The sequence below is a fragment of the Chungangia koreensis genome, from assembly GCF_042651785.1.
Taxonomy (GTDB): domain Bacteria; phylum Bacillota; class Bacilli; order Bacillales_A; family Planococcaceae; genus Chungangia; species Chungangia koreensis.
Map to the genome: position 1 here is coordinate 34,273 of NZ_JBHSEC010000003.1, position 25,313 is coordinate 59,585.

Genomic DNA, 25,313 nt, shown 5'->3' on the forward strand with positions numbered 1-25,313 from the left:
TTAAGGGGCTGACGTTTAGCCAAAATATTTTAACACATGTTCAAATACATCGTGTTCCATTATTAGTTTGCCATACTCATCTAAACGGTAGATCGTAACATTCGTTTTTGTAGCGAATTCAGAAAGCATGCTGACAATATCTTGGATTTCCTCATTCGAGTATTCCTCGATTTCAACCTTGACATGCAGGTAATATCGCTCGTTAAAAAAGTAGAGTGACGTTTCAAGATCAGCGATTTCCATCATCCGCTCAGACAGTGGAATTAGATCGTCGAAGTCATTTAAGACAAAAGTGAATTCCTTCTGGTCTTCATCAGACGGTTCTTCATATTTAGCGAAGTCATCCAAACCTTGAATTCCATTAAAGGATTCATCATCACTTTGGAACATTTTTTTCGCTTCATCCATATCGAATGGCGGTTCAAACTTTTGACCGTCTTTAGCTGAGTAAGCCCTTGTCACGGTTACTTCCAAACCGCTGTCCATTGCATGGACTTGGATCCAGAGAGGACCTTCGATTTCAAAATCTGATTCATCATCAATTTCATCCATCATTTCCCAAAAGAGTTCTTCGCTCTTATCTCTGTTAAACCAAATTTCATCACGGCTGAAGCCTCGTTCTTCTATATCGATGTATGAAATGTAAAATTTCACGGTGTTTTCATTGATACGTTCGATATCCATTTTACACCTCTCCTTCCATCGGTATTTTTAGGGTGTTCAGAATTTCCGTATAAATGCAATACAGTGTCTATTCTTATTGTATGTTGACTTCTCAATTTTGAAAAGGATTCATTGGCATTCAATTATTTAGAATAGTATATGCATTTTAGTTGAGTATTCCATGGAAATCAACCCTAAATTGCGATAAAAAGGCCGGCAGGTTTCTTTGTACAAGAAACAGATAACCTGCCGGCCGTTAGTTTTTAAATTAGTTGACCATGCGTTGAGCTTCAGCAAGCTGGAATGCACGGACCTTCCGCGGTAAGAAACGACGGATTTCGTCCTCATTATAACCGACTTGAAGTCTCTTTTCATCCAAGATAATTGGTCGTCTTAAAAGTCCTGGATGTTCTTGAATAAGTTCATATAGTTTTTGTAGTGGAAGATTTTCCACATCCACATTCAACTTCTGGAAGATTTTCGATCTTGTCGAGATGATCTCATCAGTTCCATCTTCAGTCATACGAAGAATTTCTTTAATTTCACCTATAGATAACGGTTCGGAAAAGATGTTCCGTTCTTTATATGGTATTTCGTGTTCTTCAAGCCACGCTTTTGCTTTCCTGCAAGATGTGCAACTTGGAGAAGTATATAAGGTAACCATCATATGGAAGCACTCCCTTTCAACTGGGTAGTAAGATTTATTTAAACATTCAGCATATAATTTAGAATGATTTTAAATTATTTCATCTTGGTTAAATTATACACCATTTTTGACCTTTTGAAAATATGTTTCAAAAAAATAATTCGTATGTCTTAGCATTCGACAAAATCATAAGTATTTAGCGGGTATTAAGCACTCAGCATTAAAATGATACACATCTCCTAACTGTTATACCCTTTTAAAAAAACTTTCAAACATATTATTTCTAATTTTTTTCATTCTCAATTAGTTTAATGCTATTGAAAAAGAAATGAATCAAGTGTTCGTTATATAGTACGTTTCATTTACCCTTTCGGTTTCAGCCTTTAACGGGAAAAATATGTAGTAATTGTGTCTTCCTCTTCCTATCTCATTATTTCATTTAGTTTTGATTTTTAATCATCCTTTTATTCCTACAGACTTTTCCCCATTAAAATACTCCCGAAACATAAATTGCTCCGGGAGATCAAATATTTACCTATTCATTTGTTGGAGTATAGTCCACATTCTTTGAGTATCTGTTTCCGGAGTTCCATAAGAGGAATTCATTGATTCCTGCTTCATTCAACGCTCGGATTTGCGCTTCTACCTCTTCTTTTCCATACTTCTGATAATTACCAGCTCCTAAATAGGAAGCAGTAAAGTCTTGGAGCCAAGGTCTTGAAATCGGTGGACTTTCCAGTTCAGAAAGCTTTTCGTTTTCTACTTTGGCATATTCCTTAACAAGCCGATAAGGTTCAAGATCAGGTTTTGCAATACCGAAATAGGACGTCCAGTGACTTGGGTAAATCATGGATGAAATAACATCTACATTCTCCGAGATTTTAGAGAAGTTCTGTCCGATCCCAGGTGCTTCTGGAAGGGTTGCTGAGTATCCGAAGATATCAACGGACACTTTCACATCATAAGGTTTTAATTGTTCTCTGGCATAGGCCACGAAGTCTGTAACAGCCTCTACACGGCGTTGTACCGAATCCAATTCTGAATCCGTGTATTCACCCATTCCATAATTCAAAACCTCTTCTCTTTTTTCAAAACCTTCCGGAAAGCGGACATAGTCAAACTGTATTTCTTGGAAACCCATTTTTGCAGCTTCAATTGCTATCTCAACGTTGTGATCCCATACTTCCTTAAGGAAAGGATTGACAAAGGATTCTCCACGGCCATTTTTCCATACTTCATTTCCCTCAACATATGACAGTTCAGGTTTTTTTTGAGCCAATACAGAGTCTTTGAAGACAACTACCCGAGCGATAGGGTAAATTTGTTTTTCCTCCATTGTCTTTAGCATTGCTTTCGGGTCTTTAATGTATGGTTTCCCGATGTCGAGTTGTTGAAGTGGTGATTCTTCGTTTGGTACGTATGTAAGGTTTCCATAGTCATCCTTAATATCGATGACCATTGCATTCAATTCAGTGGAATCCATTAATTCAAGCAAATCGTTGAAGCGTTGGCCTCCTGCTGAATGTCCAGTCACATAAACGCCTCTTACTGCATCAGGATATTCAAACGATAGTCCCGAATTATAACGGAACAAATCAGAAGTAGCGATCAACTCTTCATCAATCGGTTCGAACCCTGACGTTAATCCTTCAAAGTCTTTGACTCCCGCTTCTTGGGCAGCGACGGATTGGATCGACATAGAAAGTATCATTGCCGAAATTGCACTACCGCTGATCCATTTAGTTAGGCTCATAGCTGTGTTCCTCCTTAGTTGTTCCAAACCATTGTATCAACCATAAAGTGGTTTTAAAACATTTTAATGAAAATTTATTTCATTTAAAATGTTAAAAAGCATCCGAACGGTTCAACTTTCTTTATACCACATTGAGACAAAGAAAAACCGGCTTCCTTATAGTATGGAAAGCCGGGTCATAAGAATACTTATTTAGCGGAAGAAGCTAACTTCATGGCATTAAATTCTTTTTCAGAACAGAATACGAAATGGCCAGGTGTCACTTCACGCATTGCAATTTCTTCACCATCAGCATAATTATGTGATGCTGGGTCATAAGTCTTACGAACACGGTTGCGCTCGTAATCCGGATCCGGAAGCGGAATTGCTGATAGCAATGATTGAGTATAAGGATGAAGAGGGTTGCTATAAAGCTCTTCAGCCGGAGCTAATTCAACAAGCTTACCGAAATACATAACACCGATACGATCAGAAATGTATTTAACCATGGAAAGGTCATGGGCGATGAATAAATACGTCAAGCCCTTTTCCTCTTGTAATTCTTTCAATAAGTTTACTACTTGTGCTTGGATAGAAACGTCAAGAGCTGAAATCGGCTCATCGGCAATGATGAACTCAGGATCAACAGCAAGTGCACGGGCAATTCCTAAACGCTGACGCTGACCACCGGAGAACTCATGCGGAAAACGGTTTGCGTGTTCACGGTTCAAACCAACTGTTTCAAGAAGGCTATACACCTTCTCTTTACGTTCAGCAGGGTTTTTAGCAAGACCATGAATATCCAAACCTTCAGCAATAATATCCATTACTTTCATACGCGGGTTTAGAGAAGCGTATGGATCTTGGAAAATCATCTGCATTTTACGATTGAATTGCTTTAAATCGGCCTTGGATTTTTTGTCGTGGACATTTACACCATTATAAATGACTTCACCATCTGTAGCATCATATAAGCGGATAATGGTACGGCCAGTTGTAGATTTGCCACAACCGGACTCACCAACTAACCCTAATGTTTCTCCTCTGTAAATATCAAAAGAGATATCATCCACAGCACGAACTTCATTTTTCTTTCCGGCATTGAAATATTGTTTCAAGTTACGGATTTCCAGCAATTTTTCTGCCATCAGTTCGCACCTCCAGTCGTTGCACTGTAATACCGGCTACCAGGGAACTTTTTCATCCGTTCGATGATCTGTTCAGGTGGTTCCACCTGTGGAGCATCTGGATGAAGCAGCCATGTAGCCGCATAATGCGTGTCACTCACTTGGAAGAAAGGCGGTTCCTGCTCAACATCGATTTTCAAGGCATAATCGCTTCGTAGTGCAAACGCATCTCCTTTAGGAGGATCGAGCAAATCAGGTGGTGTTCCAGGAATCGCATATAGCTTCTCATCCTTCGCATCTAAGGACGGCATCGAGCTTAATAATCCCCAAGTATACGGATGCTGAGGATTATAGAAAATTTCATCGACTGTTCCCACTTCAACAATACGGCCGCCGTACATAACTGCTACACGGTCAGCAACGTTCGCAACAACCCCAAGGTCATGCGTAATGAAGATAATGGATGTTTCGATTTTCTTTTGCAATGACTTCATCAATTCAAGGATTTGTGCCTGAATTGTAACGTCTAATGCAGTTGTCGGCTCGTCCGCTATCAAAATATGCGGGTTACACGCAAGTGCAATAGCAATGACGATCCGTTGACGTTGACCACCAGAAAATTGGTGAGGATATTGTTTAACCCGAAGTTCTGGCTTAGGGATACCTACCATCCGTAAAAGGTCGATCGCCACTTTTTTCGCTTCAGCTTTACCGACTTTTTGGTGTTTCAAAATCGGTTCGATAATTTGTTTACCGATTGTCATGGTCGGGTTCAAAGAAGTCATCGGATCCTGGAAAATCATTGAAATGTCTTTTCCACGTACCTTTTGCATTTCCCGATCAGATAGTTTTGTCAAATCACGGCCTTCAAAAAGAATATGGCCATTTTTAAATTCTGAACTGTGTTCAGGAAGTAAACGCATAATCGCTTTTGTCGTAACGGATTTACCTGAACCCGATTCACCAACAATCGCTAACGTTTCCCCTTTGAACAAGTCGAAAGATACGCCCCTGATTGCCTTAACCTCACCAGCAAACGTGTGGAAGGAAAGCTCGAGGTCTTTAACTTCTAATATTTTTTCCATCTAACTTTCCCCCTTAATCTTTCATCTTCGGATCGAATGCGTCGCGCAATCCATCACCGAGCAAGTTGAAGGCAACCATCAAAGCACTCAAGACAAGTGCAGGAGCCAACAAGATATGTGGTTGGAATTTAACTAATTTATAACCATCGTTGATCAAAGTTCCTAATGAAGCATCAGGCGGCTGAAGACCTAACCCGATAAAGCTAAGGAATGCTTCAAAGAAGATAGCTGAAGGAACAGTAAACATCGTATTGATGATAATGATTCCTAAAATATTCGGAAGCAAGTGCTTGCTGATGATTCGTCCGTTGCTTGCCCCTAAAGTACGGGCTGCAAGTACGAATTCTTGGTTTTTGAACTTCAAAATTTGCCCCCGGACGATACGGGACATTCCGATCCATCCGGTCAGAGCAATGGCGAAGATAATTGCCCCAAGCCCTGGTTCCATGACCAATAACATCAGGATGACGATAACTAAGTTTGGTATACCGTATAGTATTTCCACGATCCGTTGCATAATATCGTCGACACGTCCACCGTAGTAAGCGGATACACCGCCATAGATTACCCCGATTACAACGTCAATAATTGCTGCAACAAAAGCGATAATCAGTGAAATTTGGGCACCGTCCCAAACACGGGCAAACATATCCCGGCCTAAGCCATCAGTACCAAACCAATAATAATCATCCACACCTTTAAGTTCATAAAGGTTTACAACTTTACCCGCCATGACACCTTCGCCATCCATAATTCCCAGTTTTTCAAGTCCTGGAACTTTTGGAGGAAGGTTAGCGTGAGTAATCGTTTGGGTATTAGCATCATGTGGTCCGATGTGAGGTCCAATGATCGCCATGATGATAAGTAAAACTAATGCTATCATACTAACAACTGCAGCTTTGTTTTTACGAAGTCGCAACCAAGCATCTTGCCAAAAATTTAAACTCGGTTTTGAAATCTTCTCAGCTTGGCTGCTGTCGATTTTAATTCTTTCAAAAGATTCAGCAGGAAGTTTCTCGTAGTTTTGTGTCATTAGCTCTTACCTCCTGACAAACGGATACGCGGGTCAATAACTCCGTATAGCAAGTCGACAACGAAGATGATGACGACAAGGAATACTGAATAGAAAAGTGTTGTACCCATAATGATCGAGAAGTCGTTTGTCATAATCGCTTTAACGAACTGCTCCCCGATTCCTGGAATGGCAAAGATTTGCTCAATAACCATAGAACCAGTCAAAATACCTGCGGCCATTGGACCTAATACTGTAACAAGCGGAATCAATGCGTTTCTAAAAGCATGTTTGAAAGCGATTTCAGAACCACTGGCTCCTTTAGATTTTGCAAGAGTAATATAGTCTGAGCTCATTACCTCGATCATTTCTGTTCTGACAAAACGTGCTGCTGTAGCCAATGGTCCCAATGCGAGTGCAAGGGATGGTAATACACTGGATTTCCAACCTTGATCCCAAAGGGCTACAGGGAACCAGCCCCATTTAACTGCGAAGAAATATTGCAGGTAAGTAGCTAAGACGAAAGACGGAATCGATATCCCAATAATCGCAACGAATGTGCTGCCGTAGTCCCAAATTGTGTTTTGCCGTAAAGCGGCCAACATACCTAAAAGAATACCAATTAGGACACCGAAAATCATACCTTGTGCACCTAACTGCATTGATGGCCCTAAACGGTTTATGATCAGGTCGGATACTTCCTGACCTCTAAATTGGAACGAATAACCCAAATCACCTACGACAAGATTCGACATATACGTAACATACTGTACTGGGAGCGGATCATCCAATCCATATTTCGCCTCAACTACCGCCAATTGTTCTGGAGTGAGTTTGTTAGCGGAACTGAGAGGGGAACCTGGAAGTAGCTTCATTAAGAAGAACGTTGCAGTCGCAATCAGAAAAAGAGTCAGCAACATGTATATTACACGTCGAGCGATATACTTAGCCATCTTTGCACCTCCTAAAATAAGAATCTTTTTTTAAATCTATTATTTATATATACAGACTAAACCCATTATTGTCAAAGTCATTTTAAAAAACAGAAATTTTCCGTGTATTCTGTTTTATTTAAAAAGAGAGTATATGGACTTAAAGCAGCCATATACTCTCTGATTATGTGGTTTTCCTAAATACCGTCAGATAAAATTATTGGTTTTTACCTTCGATATAAGCCCACTTGTAAGAGTAGTCTCCACCGAATGGGTGAGAAACAACACCCTTAACATAAGGTTTTAGAAGTTGCATTGTAGCACGTTGGTAAAGTGGTGCGATACCATATTCTTCGCCTACAACAATCTTTTCAGCTTTAGCTAATGCAGTCCAACGAGCAGATGGATCCATTGCCAATTCGTTAGAAGCTTGTTCTAAAGCTTTGTCATATTCTTCGTTAGAGAATGACATTTGGTTGTTACCGCCATCTGTGATCCAAAGAGACAAGAATGTGTAAGGGTCTTGATAGTCAGGGCCCCAACCAGCAACTTGAATGTCATAGTCTTGGTTTGTATCAAGTTCAAGACGTACGTTGAAAGGTACTTCTTTAAGAGTAATTTTCAAACCAGGTAGATTAGTTTCCATTTGGTTTTTCAAGTACTCATCCATTTTCTTGGAAAGATCGGAGTCTCCACCAAGGATTTCCAATGTTACTTCTTTAACCCCTAGTTCAGCCAAACCTTTTTCCCAAGCAGTTTTTGCTTCTTCAGCATTGTAAACAGCCATGTCGCCGTTTACTTCACGGAAGTCAGTTCCGCTCTCATCGAAAGCGAATCCTTGTGGTACAAGGTAGTTAGCAGCAACGGAACCGTTAGCTAATACTACGTTAACCAAATCTTCCTTGTTGAAAGATTTCGCGATTGCTTCACGGATATTCACGTTAGCAAGTGGTGATGGTTTACCATTACGCTCTTGGTTGAATTTCAAGTAGAAAACAGTAGTTTCCATTTCTTTAACCAAGTCTGGATTGTCAGCATATTGCATTGCAAGCTCACCGGAAAGACCAGCACGGTCTTTTTCACCAGTTTCATACAAGTTTACAGCAGTAGCTGCTTCTTTTACTACGTCATAATTGATTTCAGTAAGTTGTACTGTTTCAGCATCCCAGTATTGGTCGTTTTTAACCAATTTCCAAGATAAGCCTGTACCATCCCACTCTTGAAGAGTGAAAGGACCATTGTAGATCAATGCTTCAGAGTTAGTAGCATATTTGTCGCCTTGGCCTTCAACAAATTCTTGTTTTTGTGGCAAGAACGTTCCGAAAGACATTAGAGACAAGAAGTAAGGAATTTGTTTTTCTAAAGTTACTTCAAGAGTCTTTTCGTCAATAGCTTTAACGCCAAGCTCGTTGAAGTCCATTTCGCCGTTAGAGATTGCAGTAGCGTTTTTAATGACGCCAGCCATCATGTACGGACCGTATTCAGAACCTGTTTCAGGATTCATCGCACGCTTCCAAGCGAATTCGAAGTCTTGTGCAGTTACAGCAGAACCATCGGACCATTTAGCATCGCGAAGTTTGAAAGTGTAAGTCAAACCATCTTCAGATACTGTTGGTTCACCGTCAGAAATTGCTGGTTCAGCAACGTTTTCTTGGTTCAAACGGTAAAGACCTTCCATTACGTTGTTCAAAAGGTCGAAACCTACAGAGTCAGTTACAAGAGCAGAGTCCATAGTTGGGATCTCAGCACCCATGATTAGATTAAGTACTTGTTCTTCATCTGCAGCTGGTTCAGTTGTTTCTGGTGTGTCGTCGCCTTTGTCTTTTGGTTCATCAGCTGGTGTAGCGTTATCATCGTCTCCACCACAAGCTGCCAAGAACATAGCAAGAACGAGCATCAGGCTTAATAGCCAAGCTAATTTGCTTTTCTTCACTTTCGTGACCTCCTTAAATATTCTGAAAAATTGTTACATTGTTTATTATACATAATCTTTTTTTCTTGTACACCCTTTTTTGTGAAATTCTTTTGGCAAATATTTCAGTAATGTTACAGAATTGTAGATTTATCAAGGGTTCGTAAAGGTTACAAAACTTTATGACTTTTTTCCCAGTTTCAATGTTTTTTGATTTTCACCTCCATTTAAATTAATATAAAATAAATTAGGGGGTTTCTCGATGAGAAAATTTGGGTACTACTTTGGGATTGCACAAATCCTGATCGTTATATTAATGGTGATCATATATCGTGATATCGGTTTATTGCCATATATTAATACATCATTCATCATTGGCGGTTCTCTCATGTTTTTCGGACTGGTTGTCTACATAGTGTCCAGTGGATTCTTCGACCTTTTCACATTGAGCTTCCGCAAAATGTTTACACCTAAGAACCGTATGAAGGATGCAATGGAGATGCGTACTCCATCTGATGCCATGTCCTTCTCATATGGACCCTTCTTAGTTGTAGGTGCTTCGATCATATTGATCATGTCGGTTTGTCTCTATATATATTACATGTAAAAATCACTTGCATTTCGAGTTTCTTCTATATTATAATAACCAACAATTACATTGAATAGCGATGACGAAGAGTAGTACATTTGGGTAAGCTGTCTAGAGAGTCTGTGTCCGGTGCAAACAGACCAGCATCCAAATGGAATGGACTTCCGAGCTGAGCTTGCGAACGAAGTAGCAAGTTCCGTTCCTTCACGTTACGAAGCTGAGTGGCCTTCGGGCAATCAGGGTGGTACCACGGATACATCATTCGTCCCTTTTATAGGGAAATGAATGGTGTTTTTTTATTTCCGTTTTTAATCAAACTACAAAAGGAGAAGTAAATCATGAAAAAAATCTTTTCTGGCGTACAGCCAACAGGTAACGTCACATTGGGTAATTATATCGGCGCTTTTAAACAGTTCACCGATCTCCAACACGACTATGATTGCGTGTTCTGTATTGTTGACCAGCATGCAATTACTATTCCACAGGAGCCTGCGGAATTGCGACGAACGATCCGTTCTCTCGCCGCCCTCTATCTTGCAGTGGGATTGGATCCTGAAAAAGTGACATTGTTTGTTCAATCTGAGGTACCTGCTCATGCACAGGCCGGCTGGATTATGCAATGCATCTCGTATATTGGTGAACTAGAACGGATGACTCAATTCAAGGACAAATCCGAAGGAAAAGAAGCCGTATCGGCTGCTCTCCTTACTTACCCGCCACTTATGGCTGCAGATATTCTTTTATATCATGCTGATCTTGTACCAGTTGGGGATGACCAAAAGCAACACGTAGAGCTGACAAGAGATTTAGCGGAACGCTTCAACAAACGATACGGTGAAGTATTTACGATTCCGGATATCAGCCTTCCAAAGAACGGAGCGCGTATTAAATCACTTCAAGATCCTTTTAAGAAGATGAGCAAGTCCGACCCGAACAAAAAAGGAACCATTACCCTTTTAGACTCACCAAAGGATATCGAGAAGAAAATCAAGAGTGCGGTTACGGATTCCGAAGGTGTAGTTGCTTTCGATGTAGCCAATAAACCAGGTGTCTCCAACTTACTTGTAATTGAATCTTCTTTAACGAACCAGTCTATCGAAGAACTGGTTAAGAAGTATGATGGTTTAGGATATGGCGCATTTAAAGCAGGTGTAGCTGAGTCGGTGATTGGACATCTTGCTCCAATTCAAGAGCGCTACAATGAGTTAATTGAGTCTGATCGCTTGGATGATATTTTAGATGCAGGTGCAGAAAAAGCAAATGCCATTGCATCGGCGACACTTAAAGCGATGGAAGACGCGATGGGCTTGGGAAGAACACGACGCAAGTAAAACAGATACTCGAAATGATAAACAGTTTAAAATCCGGTGTTTGAAGGATATAAGTGAACACTTGATTCCACGAATAACCGATGGAACGGTAATTCAAATAGAAAATCATTTGAGTAATGGTAACGACCATCAGTCCGTAGGAAATTAAAAAGAGCAAAAATCGTGTCATGAATAGCCCGTCCTTTATGGTTTTATAAAGTATATGAAAAAGCGGTTCCCCACTTGAATGGGAAACCGCTTTTTAGTTGATAAATATTCTTTACTCCCTATTACCCTTTGTGACTCTACCTATTACCGATAAGATTTCGGATTGAACGCGTCCTTCAACCCTTCACCAATAAAGTTAATTGAAAGGATGGTCATTGTTATAAATAGTGCCGGTGGCATCCAGATCCAAGGTTTCCCTTGGAGTACATCCGGTTCGTTTGCGAACGCCAACATATTTCCCCAGCTTGGTGTCGTTTGTGGAACACCGAAGCCTAAGTAACTTAAACTGGATTCTGCAACAATCATAGAAGCAAAGATCAATGTCGCGTAAACGATGATTGTGGATAACACGTTCGGCAGTAAATGCTTTGTTATTACTTTGAACGGAGAACAGCCAATTGAGATGGCAGCTAAAATATACTCATTCTCTTTTTCGGCTAAGATTTTACTCCGTACAATACGGGCCACTCCACCCCAGCTTAAGACACCGATTACAGTAATCAGTACCCACAAGCCATCGACAATACCTAATAGAATAGTATTTAATACAATTACGAAAACTAAGAATGGGAAGTTCAATACGAAGTCTGTAAAGCGCATTAATAGATTATCAACGATTCCTCCGAAATAACCGGCAATCGAGCCGACTACTGTTCCGATGAAGATGACAATTGCTGTACAGCTAATTCCTAAGAACAACGATACCCGTCCTCCGTAAAACAACCGGGTTAAAATATCCCGTCCACTTTTGTCAGTTCCTAAAATGTACTCTTCGCCCGGTGGCTTACTCATAGCGCTAATATTGACCTTTGTAATGTCCGGATGTGGAGATAGATGTGGTGCCAACGTTGGTGCCAGCATCGAAAGTATTGCAATGCTCAGTAAAAAGAATGTACTGATCATAGCCAACTTGTTGTTTAAAAATTTTCTTCGGGCAATTGCCCAAGGAGATAAGCTCTTCGCAGGCTTCTTCGGCTCAATCATTGTAGTAGTAGCTGTCATATGTGCTTCCCCCTTAATCCAGCCTGATCCGCGGATCGACGACTCCATACAGGAGATCCGCTATCAAGTTTCCTAATAATGTTAAGAAAGATAAGAGCATGGTGACGGTCATAAGCGTTGGATAATCACGATTTGTCACTGAATTCAGGAACAATTGTCCGATTCCCGGATACGTGAAAATAGTTTCCGTAATTACCGCTCCACTCACCAGTGCTGCAAAGTCAAATCCAAGGAAGGTAACAAGTGGAATAATGGAGTTCCTTAGGATATGAACATTGTAAATTTTGCGAACTTGTGTCCCTTTTGCCCGAGCTGTCCTGACATAGTCTTTCCGTGAACTTTCAATAATGTCATTACGTAGGAATTGTGTATAGGAAGCTGTACTGAATACCCCCAAAACTAATGCAGGCATGAATACATGATGAAGCCGGCTAATCCAATAATCCATTGTCCCATTCTCAACTTGTATGTCAACGGAACCCGCGAACGGAAACAAGTCAAGTTTGAAAGAGAAGAAGTAAATTGCAAAAACTGCCGCAACGAATGACGGAATGGCCAGTCCGGCATAGTTGAAACCGGCTATCAGATTATCCCCTATCGTATAAGGCTTCCGGCCGGCGTACATCCCCATTAGAAATGCTAACACATATGTAATAGCAAGTGAGATGAAGCCTAAAAATAAGGTATTCGGAAGCTTTTCTGCAATTAAATCCGCAACCTGAACTTTGTAGCGGGTCGATTTACCGAAATCCCCCTGAACGAAATCAGTAATCCAACGTCCGTATTGGACATAAATCGGGTCGTAGTAGCCATATTTAATTCGCATTTCTTCGATGTATGCTGGGTCCGTGTTGTTCGGATCAATTTCACCGCTGAACGAGTCACCCGGCATTAGTTTTGCCAGTGAAAAGACAACAATTGAGATGAGGAACAACATTGGAATCATGGCCAGCAGGCGCCGGAATGTATACTTTAACATCGGGGAACCCTCTCCTTTTCTGTCAATCATGGTTGGACAAGCAACTCTTAGTCACGGTAAGGGACATTTCAAATTAAATAGACCTTACCGTGCATAAGAGCCTTCCATCATGAAAAAGGAATGGACGGAATGTTTTCCGTCCATTCCCATGAAATCTCAACTTATTTTTCGTTCAAATACCATTCTGCAGGGTTATTGTAACCGGAAACATCCATTGTGAATCCACCTACGTTTTTGTTAACACCCATGATTTCTTCAAGTTCAGCAATGTACAACATTGGAACTTCTTCGTTCAAGATCTTTTGCCATTCAACGTAAACTTGCTTACGTTTTTCTGTGTCTGTACCCATTTCTTCAACACTTAGAGCTTTATCAAGCAATGCATCAGCTTCAGGGTTGTTGTAACGTGGGTAGTTCCACAATTTATCTGCTTTCCAAAGGTCGGATGGATCTGGATCAGAACCTGTTCCCCAACCTCCGAAGAATGTTTCGATACCTGGATCATCTTTCTCGATCATGTCGTAGTACAAGTTAACTTCCGTCATTTCAAGCTCTGTGGAAAGACCTACTTCATTCCAATATTGAGTCAAAGCAGTTGCACGAGTTTCAAATGTCGGGTTACCTGTCGCATAGTGAGAGAATTTCACAACAAATTTCTCACCATTTGGATCCTCACGCATACCATCGCCGTCTACATCTACATATCCAGCTTCGTCAAGCAACGCTTTAGCTTTTTCCGGATCGTATTCGTATGCATTTGGTAAATCTTTGTCATCAGCGGAAATCCAGTGTGAAGATGGAACTGGTTTGTTAACTGGTTTACCATATCCGAAGAAGAATGCATCTACCCACTCTTGGCGGTTGATGGCATACATCATCGCTTGGCGAAGTTTCTTGTCTTGGTATTTTGGATTCACTTCAGAGATTACGTTCTTTTCAGAATCGAATTTCCCTAATTTGAAACCTACATAGTAGTATGAAAGACCAGGAGCCGTAATTACATCTACGTTTTCCAAGTTTTCAACATCCGGAGCAGTTACCGGTTGCAAACCAACCATGTGGACATCTTCATTTTGAAGAGCTCCCAAAGTTGCAGTATTATCGATTACGCGAATGATAATCTTGTCAAGGTTAACTTCACCTTTCCAGTAGTTGTCGTTACGAACTAACTCAACAGATTCACCTGGAACGATTTTTTCAACTTTGAATGGTCCTAAACCAACAGGCTTTGTACGTACTAATTCATGTGCAGACATATCTGCAACTGCAATACCTTCAAAAGCCTTAGAGTTCATTGGGTATGTCCAGACGTTAGTCAAGTTGTTCAAACGTGGTTGGTCAAATTTGATTTCGATTGTGTAATCATCAATTACCTTAACACCAGAGATGCTATCAGCTGTTCCTTCACGGAATGCAGGTGCACCTTCGATGTTTTGTACGTTAGAGTAACGTGGGCCGTCATAGTCTTTATGAGCCAATGTTTCAAGAGCGAATACCCAGTCATGTACAGTCAATTCATTGCCATCATGCCATTTAACGCCTTTTTCAAATTTGAATGTATAAGTTTGGTTATCAGAAGTTTCCCAGCTAGCCAAGTTTGGAACTGGCGCTAAGTTTTCATCGTAATCGATTAATCCTTCATCAAACAAACCTAAAACTTCTGCATCTGTAGCAATACCATAGAATGCAAAGTTGAATAGACCTTCCGGTGGAGCATCGATCGCGTAAACTAACGTGCCACCCTTTTTATCATCTTCTGCTGGTTCCTGAACTACCGGATCCTCATCTTTCGGATCTTCTTTCGCTGGTTCTTTATCACCTGAAGTGTTACAAGCTGCTAAGAATGCGGAAAGAACAAGCATCATAGCAAATAGCCAAAATAAGGATTTCTTTTTCATTCAATTTCCCCCTAACTATTTAGTCGTTTGATCAATACAGAACACACGCCACATGATGCCCAGGCTTCACCTCCTTCAAAGGCGGCTTTTCCTGCGAACAAATTTCTTGTGCCATCGGACAGCGCGTATGGAACGGACAGCCTGTTGGCGGATTCGCTGGACTTGGTACATCCCCTTGCAGGACAATCCGCTCTTTTTTCAGCTTCGGATTTGGTTCCGGTATCGCTGAGATGAGAGCCTGCGTATAAGGGTGCAGCGGTTCTTGGTAAAGATCTTTATTTGAAGCGACCTCAACGAGATTGCCCAAATACATAACACCGATCCGGTCACTCATATGCTTCACGACACTTAAATCGTGCGCAATGAACAAATACGTAAGACCGAATTCCTCTTGTAAATCCTTCAACAGATTAAGAACTTGTGATTGAACGGAAACATCCAAGGCCGAAACCGGCTCATCCGCTATAATCAGCTTCGGATTCAAAGCAAGTGCCCGGGCAATCCCGATCCGCTGACGTTGGCCCCCCGAGAATTCGTGTGCATATTTGTAATACGCTTCTTCCGGTAGTCCAACTTTTTTTAGCAGGTTTTTTACGTACTGTTTAAGTTCCTTTTTATCCCGCTTCTCGTAATTCAGGATCGGTTCGGAAATGATATCCCCGACCATTTGCATCGGATTCAAGGAAGCATAGGGATCTTGGAAGATCATTTGGAAATCCCGTCTTGCCTTTTGGAGTCTTGCTCCAGAAAGGTTCGTAATATCTTCACCCTCGAAGAGGACTTTGCCATCCGTCGGTTTCATCAACCGTAAAATGGTTCTGCCAGTTGTCGATTTTCCACATCCGGATTCACCGACAAGGCCCAATGTTTCCCCTCTTTTAATGGTGAAGGATACATCATCGACCGCCTTCACGTTTCCGACTACCCGGCGGAAAAATCCTCCCCGGATCGGGTAATACGTTTTCAAATTTTGAATTTCAAGCAACGCATCAGAATCAATCGGTTTACTATTTTGTTCAGTCAGTTCCTTCGTTGTCATGAAACGATCGCCCCTTCTTTTTGAATGCTCTCCTCGTACAGGAGACACGCCACATCATGTCCATCTGCTACCGTTTGAAGATTCGGCGTGATTTGTGTACATTCAGGCATCGCTTTTGGACATCTGTTTGCAAATCTGCAACCAATTTGCGGCATATTCGTCAAAGAAGGTACAAGCCCTTCAATCGTCGCCAACTTCTCTACGTCTTCTTCCATCTTAGGTATCGCATTCATCAATAGCTCTGTATACGGGTGTTTCGGAGATTCAAATAATTCCTCGACACTTGCCTGTTCGACGATTTTACCTGCGTACATGACGATAACTTCATCACAGATTTCTGCTACAACCCCTAAGTCATGGGTGATCAAAATAATGGACATGTCGTTTACTTCTTGAATACTTTTGAGCAGTTCCAATATTTGCGCTTGGACCGTTACGTCTAGTGCGGTCGTTGGTTCATCAGCAATCAGGAGCTTTGGCTGGCAGGCGATGGCCATGGCAATCATGACACGTTGACGCATTCCGCCAGAAAGCTGGTGAGGATACTCATCAACAATTTTATCTGCTCTTGGTATACCTACGCTGCGCAACAATGCGACAGCTTTCACTTTTGCTTCTTTCTTGGATAGACCCTTTTCGTGGTTCCGTAGAACTTCCATGATCTGATAGCCAATCGTGAACACTGGATTCAGCGAAGTCATCGGCTCCTGGAAAATCATCGAGATTTCTTTTCCTCGTATATCGTTCATTTGTTTGTCATTAAATTTCGAGATATCTTGACCTTCAAAAAGAATTTCGCCCCCGCGGACCTCCCCCGCACCTTTGGGCAATAACTGCATGATGGAAAGTGACATCACACTCTTGCCACAGCCTGACTCCCCTACAACGCCAACAATCCGCTTAGGCTTCACTTCAAAGGAAACCCGTTCAACTGCATTATGATATTGTCCGTCTATTTTGAAGCCTGTTTGTAAATCCTGGACTTTCAATAGGGGTGCTTCTCCCTTGGTTGCCGCCACTCTGACCATATGAACACCTCTGAATTTCTATTTTTCTGTTAATTTAGAGTTTAGTTTATTACATAAGTATTACAATATCAATAATAATTTGAAAAATTAAAATAGACTAAATGATTTAGAACATTGTAATAACGTTCTCAAACCCTTGGAAAACATAGGTTTTATTCCCAATGTTTTTTTGGAAAAAATTATTTTCCGCGAGACTTTTTGAAACAAAAATGACATAAAAAAAGAAGCCGAGTAATTTCGGCTCCCGTAATAACTATCTTATATTTTCTTCAAAAGAATGGATGCATTATGTCCCCCAAAACCGAGAGAATTGCTCATGGCATACTGAACTTCTTCTTTTCGTGCTCCATCCGTTATATAATCCAAATCACATTCAGCATCAGCTGTTTTGTAGTTCGTTGTAGGCGGAAGGATATCTTCCTTCAAGCTAAGCGCTGTGAAAATTGCCTCGATTCCACCGGCTGCGCCCAATAAATGCCCAGTCATCGATTTTGTCGAGCTCATTGCAAGCTTATATGCATGATCACCAAATACTGTTTTGACAGCCATCGTTTCAAACAGGTCATTATACGGTGTACTTGTGCCATGAGCATTGATGTAACCGACAGCGTCCGGTGTTACTTCAGCGTCTTCAAGTGCTTGTGCCATTGCACGGGCAGCACCTTCCCCTTCCGGAGCTGGAGCCGTAATATGGTGTGCATCCCCAGTCGAGCCATAGCCAACCACTTCTGCATAGATCTTCGCTCCCCGGTTCACTGCATGCTCATACTCTTCGAGGATGACAATTCCTGCACCTTCACCAATGACAAAACCGTCTCTGTCCTTGTCAAAAGGACGGGAAGCAGATGCTGGATCCGGATTTAAAGACAATGCCGTGTTCGCACAGAAACCTGCAACAGCCATGTTCGTAATCGGTGCTTCTGCTCCACCAGTGATCATGACATCAGCATCTCCGCGCTGAATCACTTTAAACGCGTCTCCAATCGAGTTTGTACCCGATGCACAAGCTGTTACGGTACATGAATTGATTCCTCTTGCACCAAAATGAATGGATACTTGGCCAGAAGCCATATCCGGAATCATCATCGGCACAAAGAACGGACTAACGCGGCGATAGCCTTTTTCCAAGAAAGTGCGGAATTGCTGTTCATGTGTTTCAATTCCACCGACTCCGGAGCCGATCCACACGCCTGTACGGTTCTTCATTTCTTCCGGAAGTTCTTCTAAACCTGCATCGCGCATCGCCATGATGGAAGCGGCGAGTGCATAATGAGTGAAGCGGTCCATTTTCCGCGCATCTTTTTTCGAAATATATTGTTCAATATCAAAATCTTTTACTTCAGCTGCCACTTTTACCGGAAAATCCTCCGGGTTCAAACGTGTAAGTGGCCCAATTCCCGATTCTCCATTCAGAACTGCTTTCCACGTCGTTTCTGCATCATTACCAAGAGGCGTTACTGCTCCGATACCTGTTACAACTACACGGCGTTTACTCATATAAGTGTTCTTCCTTTCGCTCGTCATTCTATTATTTTCCCCACTTCATGGCGATTGCGCCCCATGTGAGACCACCGCCAAAACCGACCATGACAATCGTGTCATCATCTTTCACTTTACCATCTTTCAAGTCGTCGTAAAGTGAGATCGGAATGGATGCTGCGGATGTGTTTCCATATTTCTGAATCGTTTTCGACATCTTTTCAATAGGCAAGTCAAGCCGTTCCCGGGAAGCTTCCATGATTCGGATATTCGCTTGGTGAGGAATGAGATAATCGACTTCATCTTTTGTAAGTCCTGCTTTTTCAATCACATTCACTGCAGACTCACCCATTTGACGCACTGCAAATTTAAACACTTCGCGTCCGTTCATGATAATTTTATCATCTTGATACAAATGTTTCCCGCCAGTACCGTCTGCGCCTAATTCGAAAGATAAGATTCCGCGCCCTTCAGACACTTGACCGATGATTGCAGCTCCCGCTCCGTCACCGAAAAGAACAGCTGTATTCCGGTCTTCCCAATTCGTGATTTTTGAAAGCTTTTCAACTCCGACAACCAATACATACTTGTATACGTTCGACTCGACGAATTGTTTCGCCGTAATGACGCCATACATGAAACCTGCACAGGCTGCCGAAATATCCATAGCCGCGGCATTTTTCAAACCAAGGTTTTCTTGGATTCTGCATGCAACGGATGGAAATGGTTTATCCGGCGTGACCGTTGCCACAAGGATCAGTCCCACATCTTCAGGAGAGATTCCTGCATTTTCAATCGCTTCGCGTGCTGCTTCCGTTGCCAAATGGGATGTGTCTTGTTCATCTCCGGCAATTCTGCGTTCTTCTATTCCGGTCATCGTCCGAATCCACTCGTCAGATGTATCCATCATCTTTTCTAAATCAAAATTTGTCAAAACTTTGTTGGGCACACATTTTCCGATGCCAATAAAACCTGCATTCATATTTCCGCCCTCTTTCATAATATCAAATATTAGTACCTGGTAATAATAGTAACTGAAAGTTTGAGATTTTTCAAGATGCCAGTCACGGTTTCGCCAAAAATTCTAATCGTTGAGGGAAAAGTTTCTTTTGATGTTGGGCAGGCTATGATATCATGATAAGAGAATATTTCTGTTTAGAGGTGAATCCGAAATGAAATATATTATGACATTATTTTGGTCAGTCATTTTGACAAATGTCTTGGGTTACGTAGTATCATCCGTACAAGGTACTGAAAATAATTTCACTTTAGTAACGGTTATTGGAGTAATTATTGCAGTCCTAATTTTCGTAATCGATGCTGTTCTTCCTAAGAACGAAGCAATTGCAGACCACCATTGATTAAATGAAGTGCCGCTTTTCTGGTCGTGAACCGGAAAGCGGTTTTTATTTTTGGATTAAAGATGGTGGCGGGCTAAAAAATCGTTGTGTCATGCGACAACGCACGCATGACCGACATCCTATCGGCCTTGTTTGAAACGAATTTGCAAGTATTCGACATGAAATTGCAAGTATTCGACACGAATTTGCAAGTATTCGACAAAAACTTGCAAGTAAATTTCAATGAACAAAGGACAGCCGATAAAATATAAATACCTGGAGCAATCGCTCCAGTCGGCCGCTTTTCGCGGGCTCGCGCCAAGCCTACGGAAAGCGAAGGGGCAGGAACTGCTGAATTTCTTATACAATATTAATTAAAATCCTACTTTGTTTACAGTCAAAAAGGACAGCCTATATTTGGCTGTCCTTTGTTGTTATTCTTACACTCTATTCACTTTCACTTGACCATCTTCTAAAACTACTTGCAACTTACCGCCTGGAGGCACTTCTCCTTTGATTAACTCACGAGCGACGGCCGTTTCAACATGACGTTGGATGAACCGTTTAAGTGGACGGGCACCGAATTCAGGATCCGTCCCCTCCTTCACGACCCAATCTAACACGTCTTGGTCTACGGTTAAGTCAATCTCTTGCCCAGCAAGACGCTTGCGTAAGCCATTCATCATCTTCTCAGCGATCTTAATAAAATCGTTGCCTTTCAATGAATGGAAAATGATAATATCATCCATCCGGTTGAGAAGTTCCGGCTTGAAATGTTGCCGAAGTGCAGCCATTACTAAATCTTCGACAGCGTGTTCCTCTGTTTGATCCAAACCTTGCAGTAAATATGCCGAACCGATATTAGAAGTCATGATGACAACCGTATTTGTGAAATCGACATTCCTGCCTTGGCTATCCGTAATACGTCCATCATCCAATAGCTGTAGGAGGATATTGGCCACATCTGGATGAGCCTTCTCAATTTCATCCAAGAGGACTACGGAATAAGGATTGCGTCGGACTGCTTCTGTCAATTGGCCGCCTTCCTCGTAGCCGATATATCCAGGAGGAGCTCCGACTAAACGGGAGACGCTATGCTTCTCCATATATTCGGACATATCTATCCGGATGAAATGGTCTTCCGAATCGAATAGCGTTGCAGCTAATGTCTTAGCTAACTCGGTCTTCCCGACCCCAGTCGGTCCTAAGAATAGGAATGAACCGATCGGCCGATTCGGATCTTTTATTCCGGCGCGGGCGCGCCAAACTGCTTCCGTTACTAATTGAACCGCCTGATCCTGGCCAACTACCCGTTCTTCTAAAGTTTCCCTTAAACGAAGGAGTTTTTCCCGATCTCCTTCGACAAGTTTCGTCACTGGAATTCCTGTCCAGCGACCGACGATGGAAGCAATCTCATCTTCCGTCACGTCCTCGCGAAGAAGGCGACTTTCCGTTCCTTCTTGTAATTCACTTTCAAGTGTTTCCAAATCCTTTTCCAACGCAGGGATATCTCCGTACCGGAGTTCCGCCGCTTTATTCAAATCATAGCGATCTTCTGCGTCTTCCAATTCCCGGCGGTACTGGTCAAGCTGCTCCCGCTTTTCTTTGATGAACTTAAGCGATTCTTTTTCCTTTGCCCATTTTGCACGCATGTCTTCAGTCGATGTGCGAAGTTCTTCAAGTTCTTCACGCAATGATCGCAAACGGGTTTGACTCGCAGCATCCTTCTCTTTCATGAGCGCCTGCTCCTCAATTTCGAGCTGCATCATGCGCCGCGTCACTTCGTCTAACTCCTGTGGCATCGAGTCAATTTCTGTCCGGATCATCGCACACGCTTCATCCACCAAGTCGATTGCCTTATCCGGGAGGAAACGTTCCGTTAAGTAACGATTTGATAATGTTGCCGCTGCCACTAATGCACGGTCATGGATCCGAACACCGTGGTGCAATTCAAAACGTTCTTTCAATCCGCGCAAAATTGAAACCGTATCTTCGACAGATGGTTCGCGAACGAGCACCTGTTGGAAACGCCGCTCCAAAGCCGGATCCTTTTCGATATACATCCGGTACTCATCAAGTGTCGTTGCACCGATACAGTACAGTTCACCTCTGGCAAGCATCGGCTTCAACATATTCCCTGCATCCATCGCACCCTCAGTTTTTCCTGCACCGACAATGGTGTGGATTTCGTCGATGAAAAGGATGATCTTCCCTTCGCTCTCTTTCACTTGTTTCAGAACCGCTTTCATCCGTTCTTCAAATTCACCACGGTATTTCGCTCCTGCGATCAGAGAACTCATATCCAATTCATAAATTGTTTTTTCCTTAAGGCCTTCCGGAACATCCTTCTTTACAATCCGCTGTGCCAAGCCCTCAACAATCGCCGTTTTACCGACACCTGGTTCGCCGATCAGTACTGGATTGTTCTTAGTCTTTCTTGATAAGATCCGTATGACATCCCTTATTTCCTGGTCACGTCCAATAACGGGATCCATCTTCCCATTCTTCACTTCATCCACTAAATTTCGTCCATATAACTCTAAAGGATTCTTTTGTTCTTCTTGTGCAAATCTCATCTATAGCCACCCCTATTCAAGTTTGACCTTTTTTGACTAATTCAATTATAGAACGTTTTATTCTTCATTTCCAATAAAATGCTTATGCCTAATTTACGGATTGGTTCAGTGAAAGTTCCACCCACTTATTACTGTTACCCTCTTTTGATAAATTTAATAAATTCCTCTACACCCGAAATTTTGATTGTACACTTTGTGGATTTCATTGTAGACTTTTGGGATTTCGTTGTAGACCTCGCTTGTATGGTTGTACACTTTCGGCATTTGGTTGTACACTTTCGGCATTTGATTGTAAACCAGACTATTTCATATAAATTAAAAAGACTACCCAGCTGGATAGCCTCCATTTGTAGATCCGATAAAATTAACTAACAACTCACGAAACTCTCTTTTCGACTAAAAAGAGTTCTCATAATTTGCCTCCTATTTGACCATTTGAGCTACTTACATAATTAGTGAGCATTTCTGTAATTGTTTCTGCAGCTTCCGGCTTGGAAAAATAAAAACCTTGAAGATATTCACATGACATCCCTTTTAGGAAGGATAATTGAGCTTCTGTTTCAACTCCTTCAGCAGTAACAGCTAAACCGAGCCGATGAGCTAAAGTCAAAATAGATTCGATAATAATCCGCGATTTTTCATCCTTTTCAATATCTTTGGTAAATGAACGGTCAATTTTGAGAATGTCAAAAGCGTAATCCCTTAAATAAGAAAAGGTTGAAAATTGAGTCCCAAAATCATCAAGAGAGAGTTTAATCCCTGACATTTTCAGACGATTAAGCATTTCCAATGTCCGAGGATTATGATCCATGAGGACTCCTTCCGTTATTTCAAGTTCAATCAATTCAGGTGGAATTTCTAAACTCTTTGTACACTCAATGATTAAATCGACCCAACCATTCTGTTGAAATTGTTTAGGCGAGATGTTTATTCCCATAACAACAGGAGGAAGCCCCTGGTCAAGCCAGCTTCTCAATTGTATTAATGAAGTTTTAATAATCCAATTTCCAATTTCGTGGATCATCCCGTTTTCCTCAACTTGTGGAATGAACTTATCCGGCATAAGTAACTTTCCATTCGGCAATTGCCAGCGTATTAGGGCTTCGACTCCATGTAAACTGGAATCTAACTTGAATTTAGGTTGGTAATGTAAAACGAATTCATTTCTCTTAATCGCCCTTTCAAAGTCCATGCTATCGGAGAGATTGGAAAATTGGTGGGGCTCATAGAAGCGAAAACCTTTAATTTTATTATTTTTGGATTCATACATCGCAAAATCCGCGTATTTTAAAAGCTCTTTCACCGTATTGCCTTGATCAGGAGCATATGTAGCACCAATACTCAGTGAAATGTAATATGGACGACCATCCACCATATAGGGTGCGTCCATATGTTCGATCAGCGAACAGCAACGCTCTGCTAAATCATTCCTTGAGTTCAAATTAGGAATAACCATGACGAATTCATCGCCGCCTAATCTGGCAACCATTTCATCTGATCGTATAAAATCCAACAAACGCTTCGATACCATTTTTAGTAGATCATCCCCAGCCTGGTGGCCATGGTGATCATTTATGTATTTAAAATTGTCCAAGTCAAATAAAAGAACCCCCACTATTTGAGAACGGTTACGGCTGTTGAGTATTTCATTCAACCGATCAGTAAATTGCCTTCGGTTTGGCAACCCTGTTAACGAATCATGGTAAGCCATATATGATATTTTGAATTCTGCTTCTTTCCGCTTAGTAATATCCGTTCGGATCGCAGTGTATTGATAAGGAACTCCATTCAGGTCAAGAAAAGGGACAATGGTGGAATCTACCCAATATATTTCACCATTCTTTTTCTTGTTCTGAATTTCACCTCTCCAAATGTTTCCCTTTTGAATTTTCTGCCACATGTCCTTAAAGAAGCTTTTTGAATGGTAACCGGAGTTAGTAAGATTATGAGAACAGCCAATCAACTCACTCTTTGAGTAGCCGGAGATCGAACAAAACTTATCATTGACGTATGTAATGGTTCCATTTACGTCAGTGATTGTTACAAGTGTGGATTCATCTAATGCGAATTTTAAATCGGCAAGATGCCTTAAAGTATGATTTAGTTGAATTTCTGCTTCCCGTGAAGCAGTGATATTCTGAGTAATTCCACTAATGATATTTTCCTCGAGTCTCTCTAAATTCATATTTGCGTAAACATGAATCAGTTCGTCTTCCCGTTTAATACGGTATTCGATTTCTGTTTGAGAGCAATCCCATTCACCGTCTATAATTTTCTCTGTTATACTTGGCAGGAAACCCCAGTCGTCTTCATGTACATATTCTTTGATATATTCCTGCACAGGGATCATTGTTGGAATATCAGGACTGCCCATAATTTCGATATGCTCATCACTCAAGTGCAGATTCCCCGTCGTCAAATCCAGCTCCCACATTCCTACTTTAGAGAGCTTTAGGGCATCCTTGTATGCTGAATTATTAAAAATCAACTTATTCATTTCTTTCTCCATCACCCCATTCATCCCTATTTCACCCCATTCTCTATTTTGTGTAAATAATAGCAAAATAGAACTACTTAGTTTGTGACTTTCATCACACTTAAATCGATTAATTTAGTATAAAATAACTACTGAAAGACCTCTTTCTACAAATTTTTATAAGTTCAACAGTGAAAAGCTTATTCAAATTTAAGTTACTTTAAATAAAAAACTGTAGATTAATTCGACTTTTGTCGATT

General features: G+C 41.4%; 21 protein-coding genes, 1 pseudogene and 1 other annotated feature. Of the genes and pseudogenes, 4 read left to right on the forward strand and 18 right to left on the reverse strand.

The window, feature by feature from the left end; translation table 11 throughout:
* Positions 1–15: 15 nt before the first annotated feature.
* The 8 genes from mecA to ACFOZY_RS03490 form a co-directional block, all read right to left on the reverse strand.
* On the reverse strand, positions 16–684 hold the full coding sequence (gene mecA / locus ACFOZY_RS03455) for an adaptor protein MecA (protein ID WP_378152302.1): 669 nt from the start codon (positions 682–684) through the stop codon (positions 16–18).
* A gap of 247 nt (positions 685–931) precedes the next feature.
* Positions 932–1,327 (reverse strand): transcriptional regulator SpxA, encoded by a 396-nt coding sequence (gene spxA / locus ACFOZY_RS03460; protein WP_378152572.1) that lies wholly within the window; start codon positions 1,325–1,327, stop codon positions 932–934.
* A gap of 517 nt (positions 1,328–1,844) precedes the next feature.
* Positions 1,845–3,062: a putative glycoside hydrolase gene (locus ACFOZY_RS03465; RefSeq protein WP_378152303.1), complete on the reverse strand. Its 1,218-nt coding sequence runs from the start codon at positions 3,060–3,062 to the stop codon at positions 1,845–1,847.
* A 188-nt stretch (positions 3,063–3,250) separates the two neighbouring features.
* A complete protein-coding gene (locus ACFOZY_RS03470; RefSeq protein ID WP_378152305.1) occupies positions 3,251–4,189 on the reverse strand; it encodes an ABC transporter ATP-binding protein in 939 nt (312 codons plus the stop codon).
* Positions 4,189–5,253 (reverse strand): ABC transporter ATP-binding protein, encoded by a 1,065-nt coding sequence (locus tag ACFOZY_RS03475; RefSeq protein WP_378152307.1) that lies wholly within the window; start codon positions 5,251–5,253, stop codon positions 4,189–4,191. The genes ACFOZY_RS03470 and ACFOZY_RS03475 overlap by 1 nt, the downstream gene beginning before the upstream one ends.
* A 13-nt stretch (positions 5,254–5,266) precedes the next feature.
* Positions 5,267–6,286 (reverse strand): oligopeptide ABC transporter permease, encoded by a 1,020-nt coding sequence (gene opp3C, locus ACFOZY_RS03480; protein ID WP_378152309.1) that lies wholly within the window; start codon positions 6,284–6,286, stop codon positions 5,267–5,269.
* Positions 6,286–7,218 carry an oligopeptide ABC transporter permease gene (opp3b, locus tag ACFOZY_RS03485; protein ID WP_378152311.1) on the reverse strand — a complete coding sequence of 311 codons (933 nt, stop codon included), beginning with the start codon at positions 7,216–7,218 and terminating at the stop codon, positions 6,286–6,288. Before opp3b ends, opp3C begins: the two co-directional genes overlap by 1 nt.
* A 196-nt stretch (positions 7,219–7,414) precedes the next feature.
* Positions 7,415–9,130, reverse strand: a complete 1,716-nt coding sequence (locus ACFOZY_RS03490) for a peptide ABC transporter substrate-binding protein (RefSeq protein ID WP_378152313.1) — start codon at positions 9,128–9,130, stop codon at positions 7,415–7,417.
* Positions 9,131–9,371: 241 nt separating this feature from the next.
* On the opposite strand from ACFOZY_RS03490, the gene ACFOZY_RS03495 reads away from it, so the two are divergent.
* Positions 9,372–9,716, forward strand: a complete 345-nt coding sequence (locus ACFOZY_RS03495) for a DUF3899 domain-containing protein (RefSeq protein ID WP_378152315.1) — start codon at positions 9,372–9,374, stop codon at positions 9,714–9,716.
* A gap of 52 nt (positions 9,717–9,768) precedes the next feature.
* Positions 9,769–9,971 (forward strand) — a binding site (T-box leader).
* A 65-nt stretch (positions 9,972–10,036) separates the two neighbouring features.
* On the forward strand, positions 10,037–11,029 hold the full coding sequence (trpS, locus tag ACFOZY_RS03500; RefSeq protein ID WP_378152317.1) for a tryptophan--tRNA ligase: 993 nt from the start codon (positions 10,037–10,039) through the stop codon (positions 11,027–11,029).
* Here the strand turns inward: trpS and ACFOZY_RS16105 are convergent.
* From ACFOZY_RS16105 to ACFOZY_RS03535, 8 genes are all read right to left on the reverse strand, one after another.
* Positions 10,980–11,198, reverse strand: a complete 219-nt coding sequence (locus ACFOZY_RS16105) for a hypothetical protein (RefSeq protein ID WP_465251156.1) — start codon at positions 11,196–11,198, stop codon at positions 10,980–10,982. The two genes, trpS and ACFOZY_RS16105, sit on opposite strands and share 50 nt — an antisense overlap.
* Before the next feature lie 122 nt (positions 11,199–11,320).
* Positions 11,321–12,238 (reverse strand): oligopeptide ABC transporter permease, encoded by a 918-nt coding sequence (opp4C, locus tag ACFOZY_RS03505; RefSeq protein WP_378152319.1) that lies wholly within the window; start codon positions 12,236–12,238, stop codon positions 11,321–11,323.
* Positions 12,239–12,251: 13 nt separating this feature from the next.
* Positions 12,252–13,217, reverse strand: a complete 966-nt coding sequence (opp4B, locus tag ACFOZY_RS03510; RefSeq protein WP_378152321.1) for an oligopeptide ABC transporter permease — start codon at positions 13,215–13,217, stop codon at positions 12,252–12,254.
* 161 nt (positions 13,218–13,378) lie between these two features.
* Positions 13,379–15,115: an oligopeptide ABC transporter substrate-binding protein gene (gene opp4A, locus ACFOZY_RS03515; RefSeq protein WP_378152323.1), complete on the reverse strand. Its 1,737-nt coding sequence runs from the start codon at positions 15,113–15,115 to the stop codon at positions 13,379–13,381.
* 31 nt (positions 15,116–15,146) lie between these two features.
* Positions 15,147–16,154: an ABC transporter ATP-binding protein gene (locus ACFOZY_RS03520; RefSeq protein WP_465251157.1), complete on the reverse strand. Its 1,008-nt coding sequence runs from the start codon at positions 16,152–16,154 to the stop codon at positions 15,147–15,149.
* Positions 16,151–17,182: an ABC transporter ATP-binding protein gene (locus tag ACFOZY_RS03525; RefSeq protein WP_378152325.1), complete on the reverse strand. Its 1,032-nt coding sequence runs from the start codon at positions 17,180–17,182 to the stop codon at positions 16,151–16,153. Before ACFOZY_RS03525 ends, ACFOZY_RS03520 begins: the two co-directional genes overlap by 4 nt.
* Before the next feature lie 258 nt (positions 17,183–17,440).
* Positions 17,441–18,679: a beta-ketoacyl-ACP synthase II gene (gene fabF, locus ACFOZY_RS03530; RefSeq protein ID WP_378152327.1), complete on the reverse strand. Its 1,239-nt coding sequence runs from the start codon at positions 18,677–18,679 to the stop codon at positions 17,441–17,443.
* 31 nt (positions 18,680–18,710) lie between these two features.
* Positions 18,711–19,643 (reverse strand): beta-ketoacyl-ACP synthase III, encoded by a 933-nt coding sequence (locus ACFOZY_RS03535; protein ID WP_378152329.1) that lies wholly within the window; start codon positions 19,641–19,643, stop codon positions 18,711–18,713.
* A gap of 190 nt (positions 19,644–19,833) precedes the next feature.
* Here ACFOZY_RS03535 and ACFOZY_RS03540 point away from each other — a divergent pair, with 190 nt between their 5' ends.
* Together ACFOZY_RS03540 and ACFOZY_RS03545 are read left to right on the forward strand one after the other, a co-directional pair.
* On the forward strand, positions 19,834–20,022 hold the full coding sequence (locus ACFOZY_RS03540) for a YjzD family protein (RefSeq protein ID WP_378152331.1): 189 nt from the start codon (positions 19,834–19,836) through the stop codon (positions 20,020–20,022).
* 107 nt (positions 20,023–20,129) lie between these two features.
* Entirely contained in the window at positions 20,130–20,273 is a 144-nt protein-coding gene (locus ACFOZY_RS03545) for a hypothetical protein (protein ID WP_378152333.1), read from the forward strand.
* A 168-nt stretch (positions 20,274–20,441) separates the two neighbouring features.
* Here the strand turns inward: ACFOZY_RS03545 and ACFOZY_RS03550 are convergent.
* Together ACFOZY_RS03550 and ACFOZY_RS03555 are read right to left on the reverse strand one after the other, a co-directional pair.
* Positions 20,442–22,565 (reverse strand): annotated as a pseudogene (locus tag ACFOZY_RS03550) (ATP-dependent Clp protease ATP-binding subunit); the annotation flags it as partial.
* A gap of 421 nt (positions 22,566–22,986) precedes the next feature.
* Positions 22,987–25,074 (reverse strand): putative bifunctional diguanylate cyclase/phosphodiesterase, encoded by a 2,088-nt coding sequence (locus ACFOZY_RS03555; RefSeq protein WP_378152335.1) that lies wholly within the window; start codon positions 25,072–25,074, stop codon positions 22,987–22,989.
* Positions 25,075–25,313 lie beyond the last annotated feature (239 nt).

What these genes read in the sequence shown, in the direction of transcription:
- ACFOZY_RS03525 (WP_378152325.1), bottom strand. Translation starts at nt 17,182, where the DNA reads ATGGTCAGAGTGGCGGCAACCAAGGGAGAAGCACCCCTATTGAAAGTC.
- ACFOZY_RS03520 (WP_465251157.1), bottom strand. Translation starts at nt 16,154, where the DNA reads ATGACAACGAAGGAACTGACTGAACAAAATAGTAAACCGATTGATTCT.
- ACFOZY_RS03540 (WP_378152331.1), top strand. Translation starts at nt 19,834, where the DNA reads ATGAAATATATTATGACATTATTTTGGTCAGTCATTTTGACAAATGTC.
- ACFOZY_RS03465 (WP_378152303.1), bottom strand. Translation starts at nt 3,062, where the DNA reads ATGAGCCTAACTAAATGGATCAGCGGTAGTGCAATTTCGGCAATGATA.
- opp3C (WP_378152309.1), bottom strand. Translation starts at nt 6,286, where the DNA reads ATGACACAAAACTACGAGAAACTTCCTGCTGAATCTTTTGAAAGAATT.
- ACFOZY_RS03555 (WP_378152335.1), bottom strand. Translation starts at nt 25,074, where the DNA reads ATGAATAAGTTGATTTTTAATAATTCAGCATACAAGGATGCCCTAAAG.
- spxA (WP_378152572.1), bottom strand. Translation starts at nt 1,327, where the DNA reads ATGGTTACCTTATATACTTCTCCAAGTTGCACATCTTGCAGGAAAGCA.
- trpS (WP_378152317.1), top strand. Translation starts at nt 10,037, where the DNA reads ATGAAAAAAATCTTTTCTGGCGTACAGCCAACAGGTAACGTCACATTG.
- opp4B (WP_378152321.1), bottom strand. Translation starts at nt 13,217, where the DNA reads ATGTTAAAGTATACATTCCGGCGCCTGCTGGCCATGATTCCAATGTTG.
- opp4A (WP_378152323.1), bottom strand. Translation starts at nt 15,115, where the DNA reads ATGAAAAAGAAATCCTTATTTTGGCTATTTGCTATGATGCTTGTTCTT.
- ACFOZY_RS03535 (WP_378152329.1), bottom strand. Translation starts at nt 19,643, where the DNA reads ATGAATGCAGGTTTTATTGGCATCGGAAAATGTGTGCCCAACAAAGTT.
- mecA (WP_378152302.1), bottom strand. Translation starts at nt 684, where the DNA reads ATGGATATCGAACGTATCAATGAAAACACCGTGAAATTTTACATTTCA.
- ACFOZY_RS16105 (WP_465251156.1), bottom strand. Translation starts at nt 11,198, where the DNA reads ATGACACGATTTTTGCTCTTTTTAATTTCCTACGGACTGATGGTCGTT.
- ACFOZY_RS03545 (WP_378152333.1), top strand. Translation starts at nt 20,130, where the DNA reads ATGACCGACATCCTATCGGCCTTGTTTGAAACGAATTTGCAAGTATTC.
- opp4C (WP_378152319.1), bottom strand. Translation starts at nt 12,238, where the DNA reads ATGACAGCTACTACTACAATGATTGAGCCGAAGAAGCCTGCGAAGAGC.
- ACFOZY_RS03495 (WP_378152315.1), top strand. Translation starts at nt 9,372, where the DNA reads ATGAGAAAATTTGGGTACTACTTTGGGATTGCACAAATCCTGATCGTT.
- ACFOZY_RS03470 (WP_378152305.1), bottom strand. Translation starts at nt 4,189, where the DNA reads ATGGCAGAAAAATTGCTGGAAATCCGTAACTTGAAACAATATTTCAAT.
- fabF (WP_378152327.1), bottom strand. Translation starts at nt 18,679, where the DNA reads ATGAGTAAACGCCGTGTAGTTGTAACAGGTATCGGAGCAGTAACGCCT.
- opp3b (WP_378152311.1), bottom strand. Translation starts at nt 7,218, where the DNA reads ATGGCTAAGTATATCGCTCGACGTGTAATATACATGTTGCTGACTCTT.
- ACFOZY_RS03475 (WP_378152307.1), bottom strand. Translation starts at nt 5,253, where the DNA reads ATGGAAAAAATATTAGAAGTTAAAGACCTCGAGCTTTCCTTCCACACG.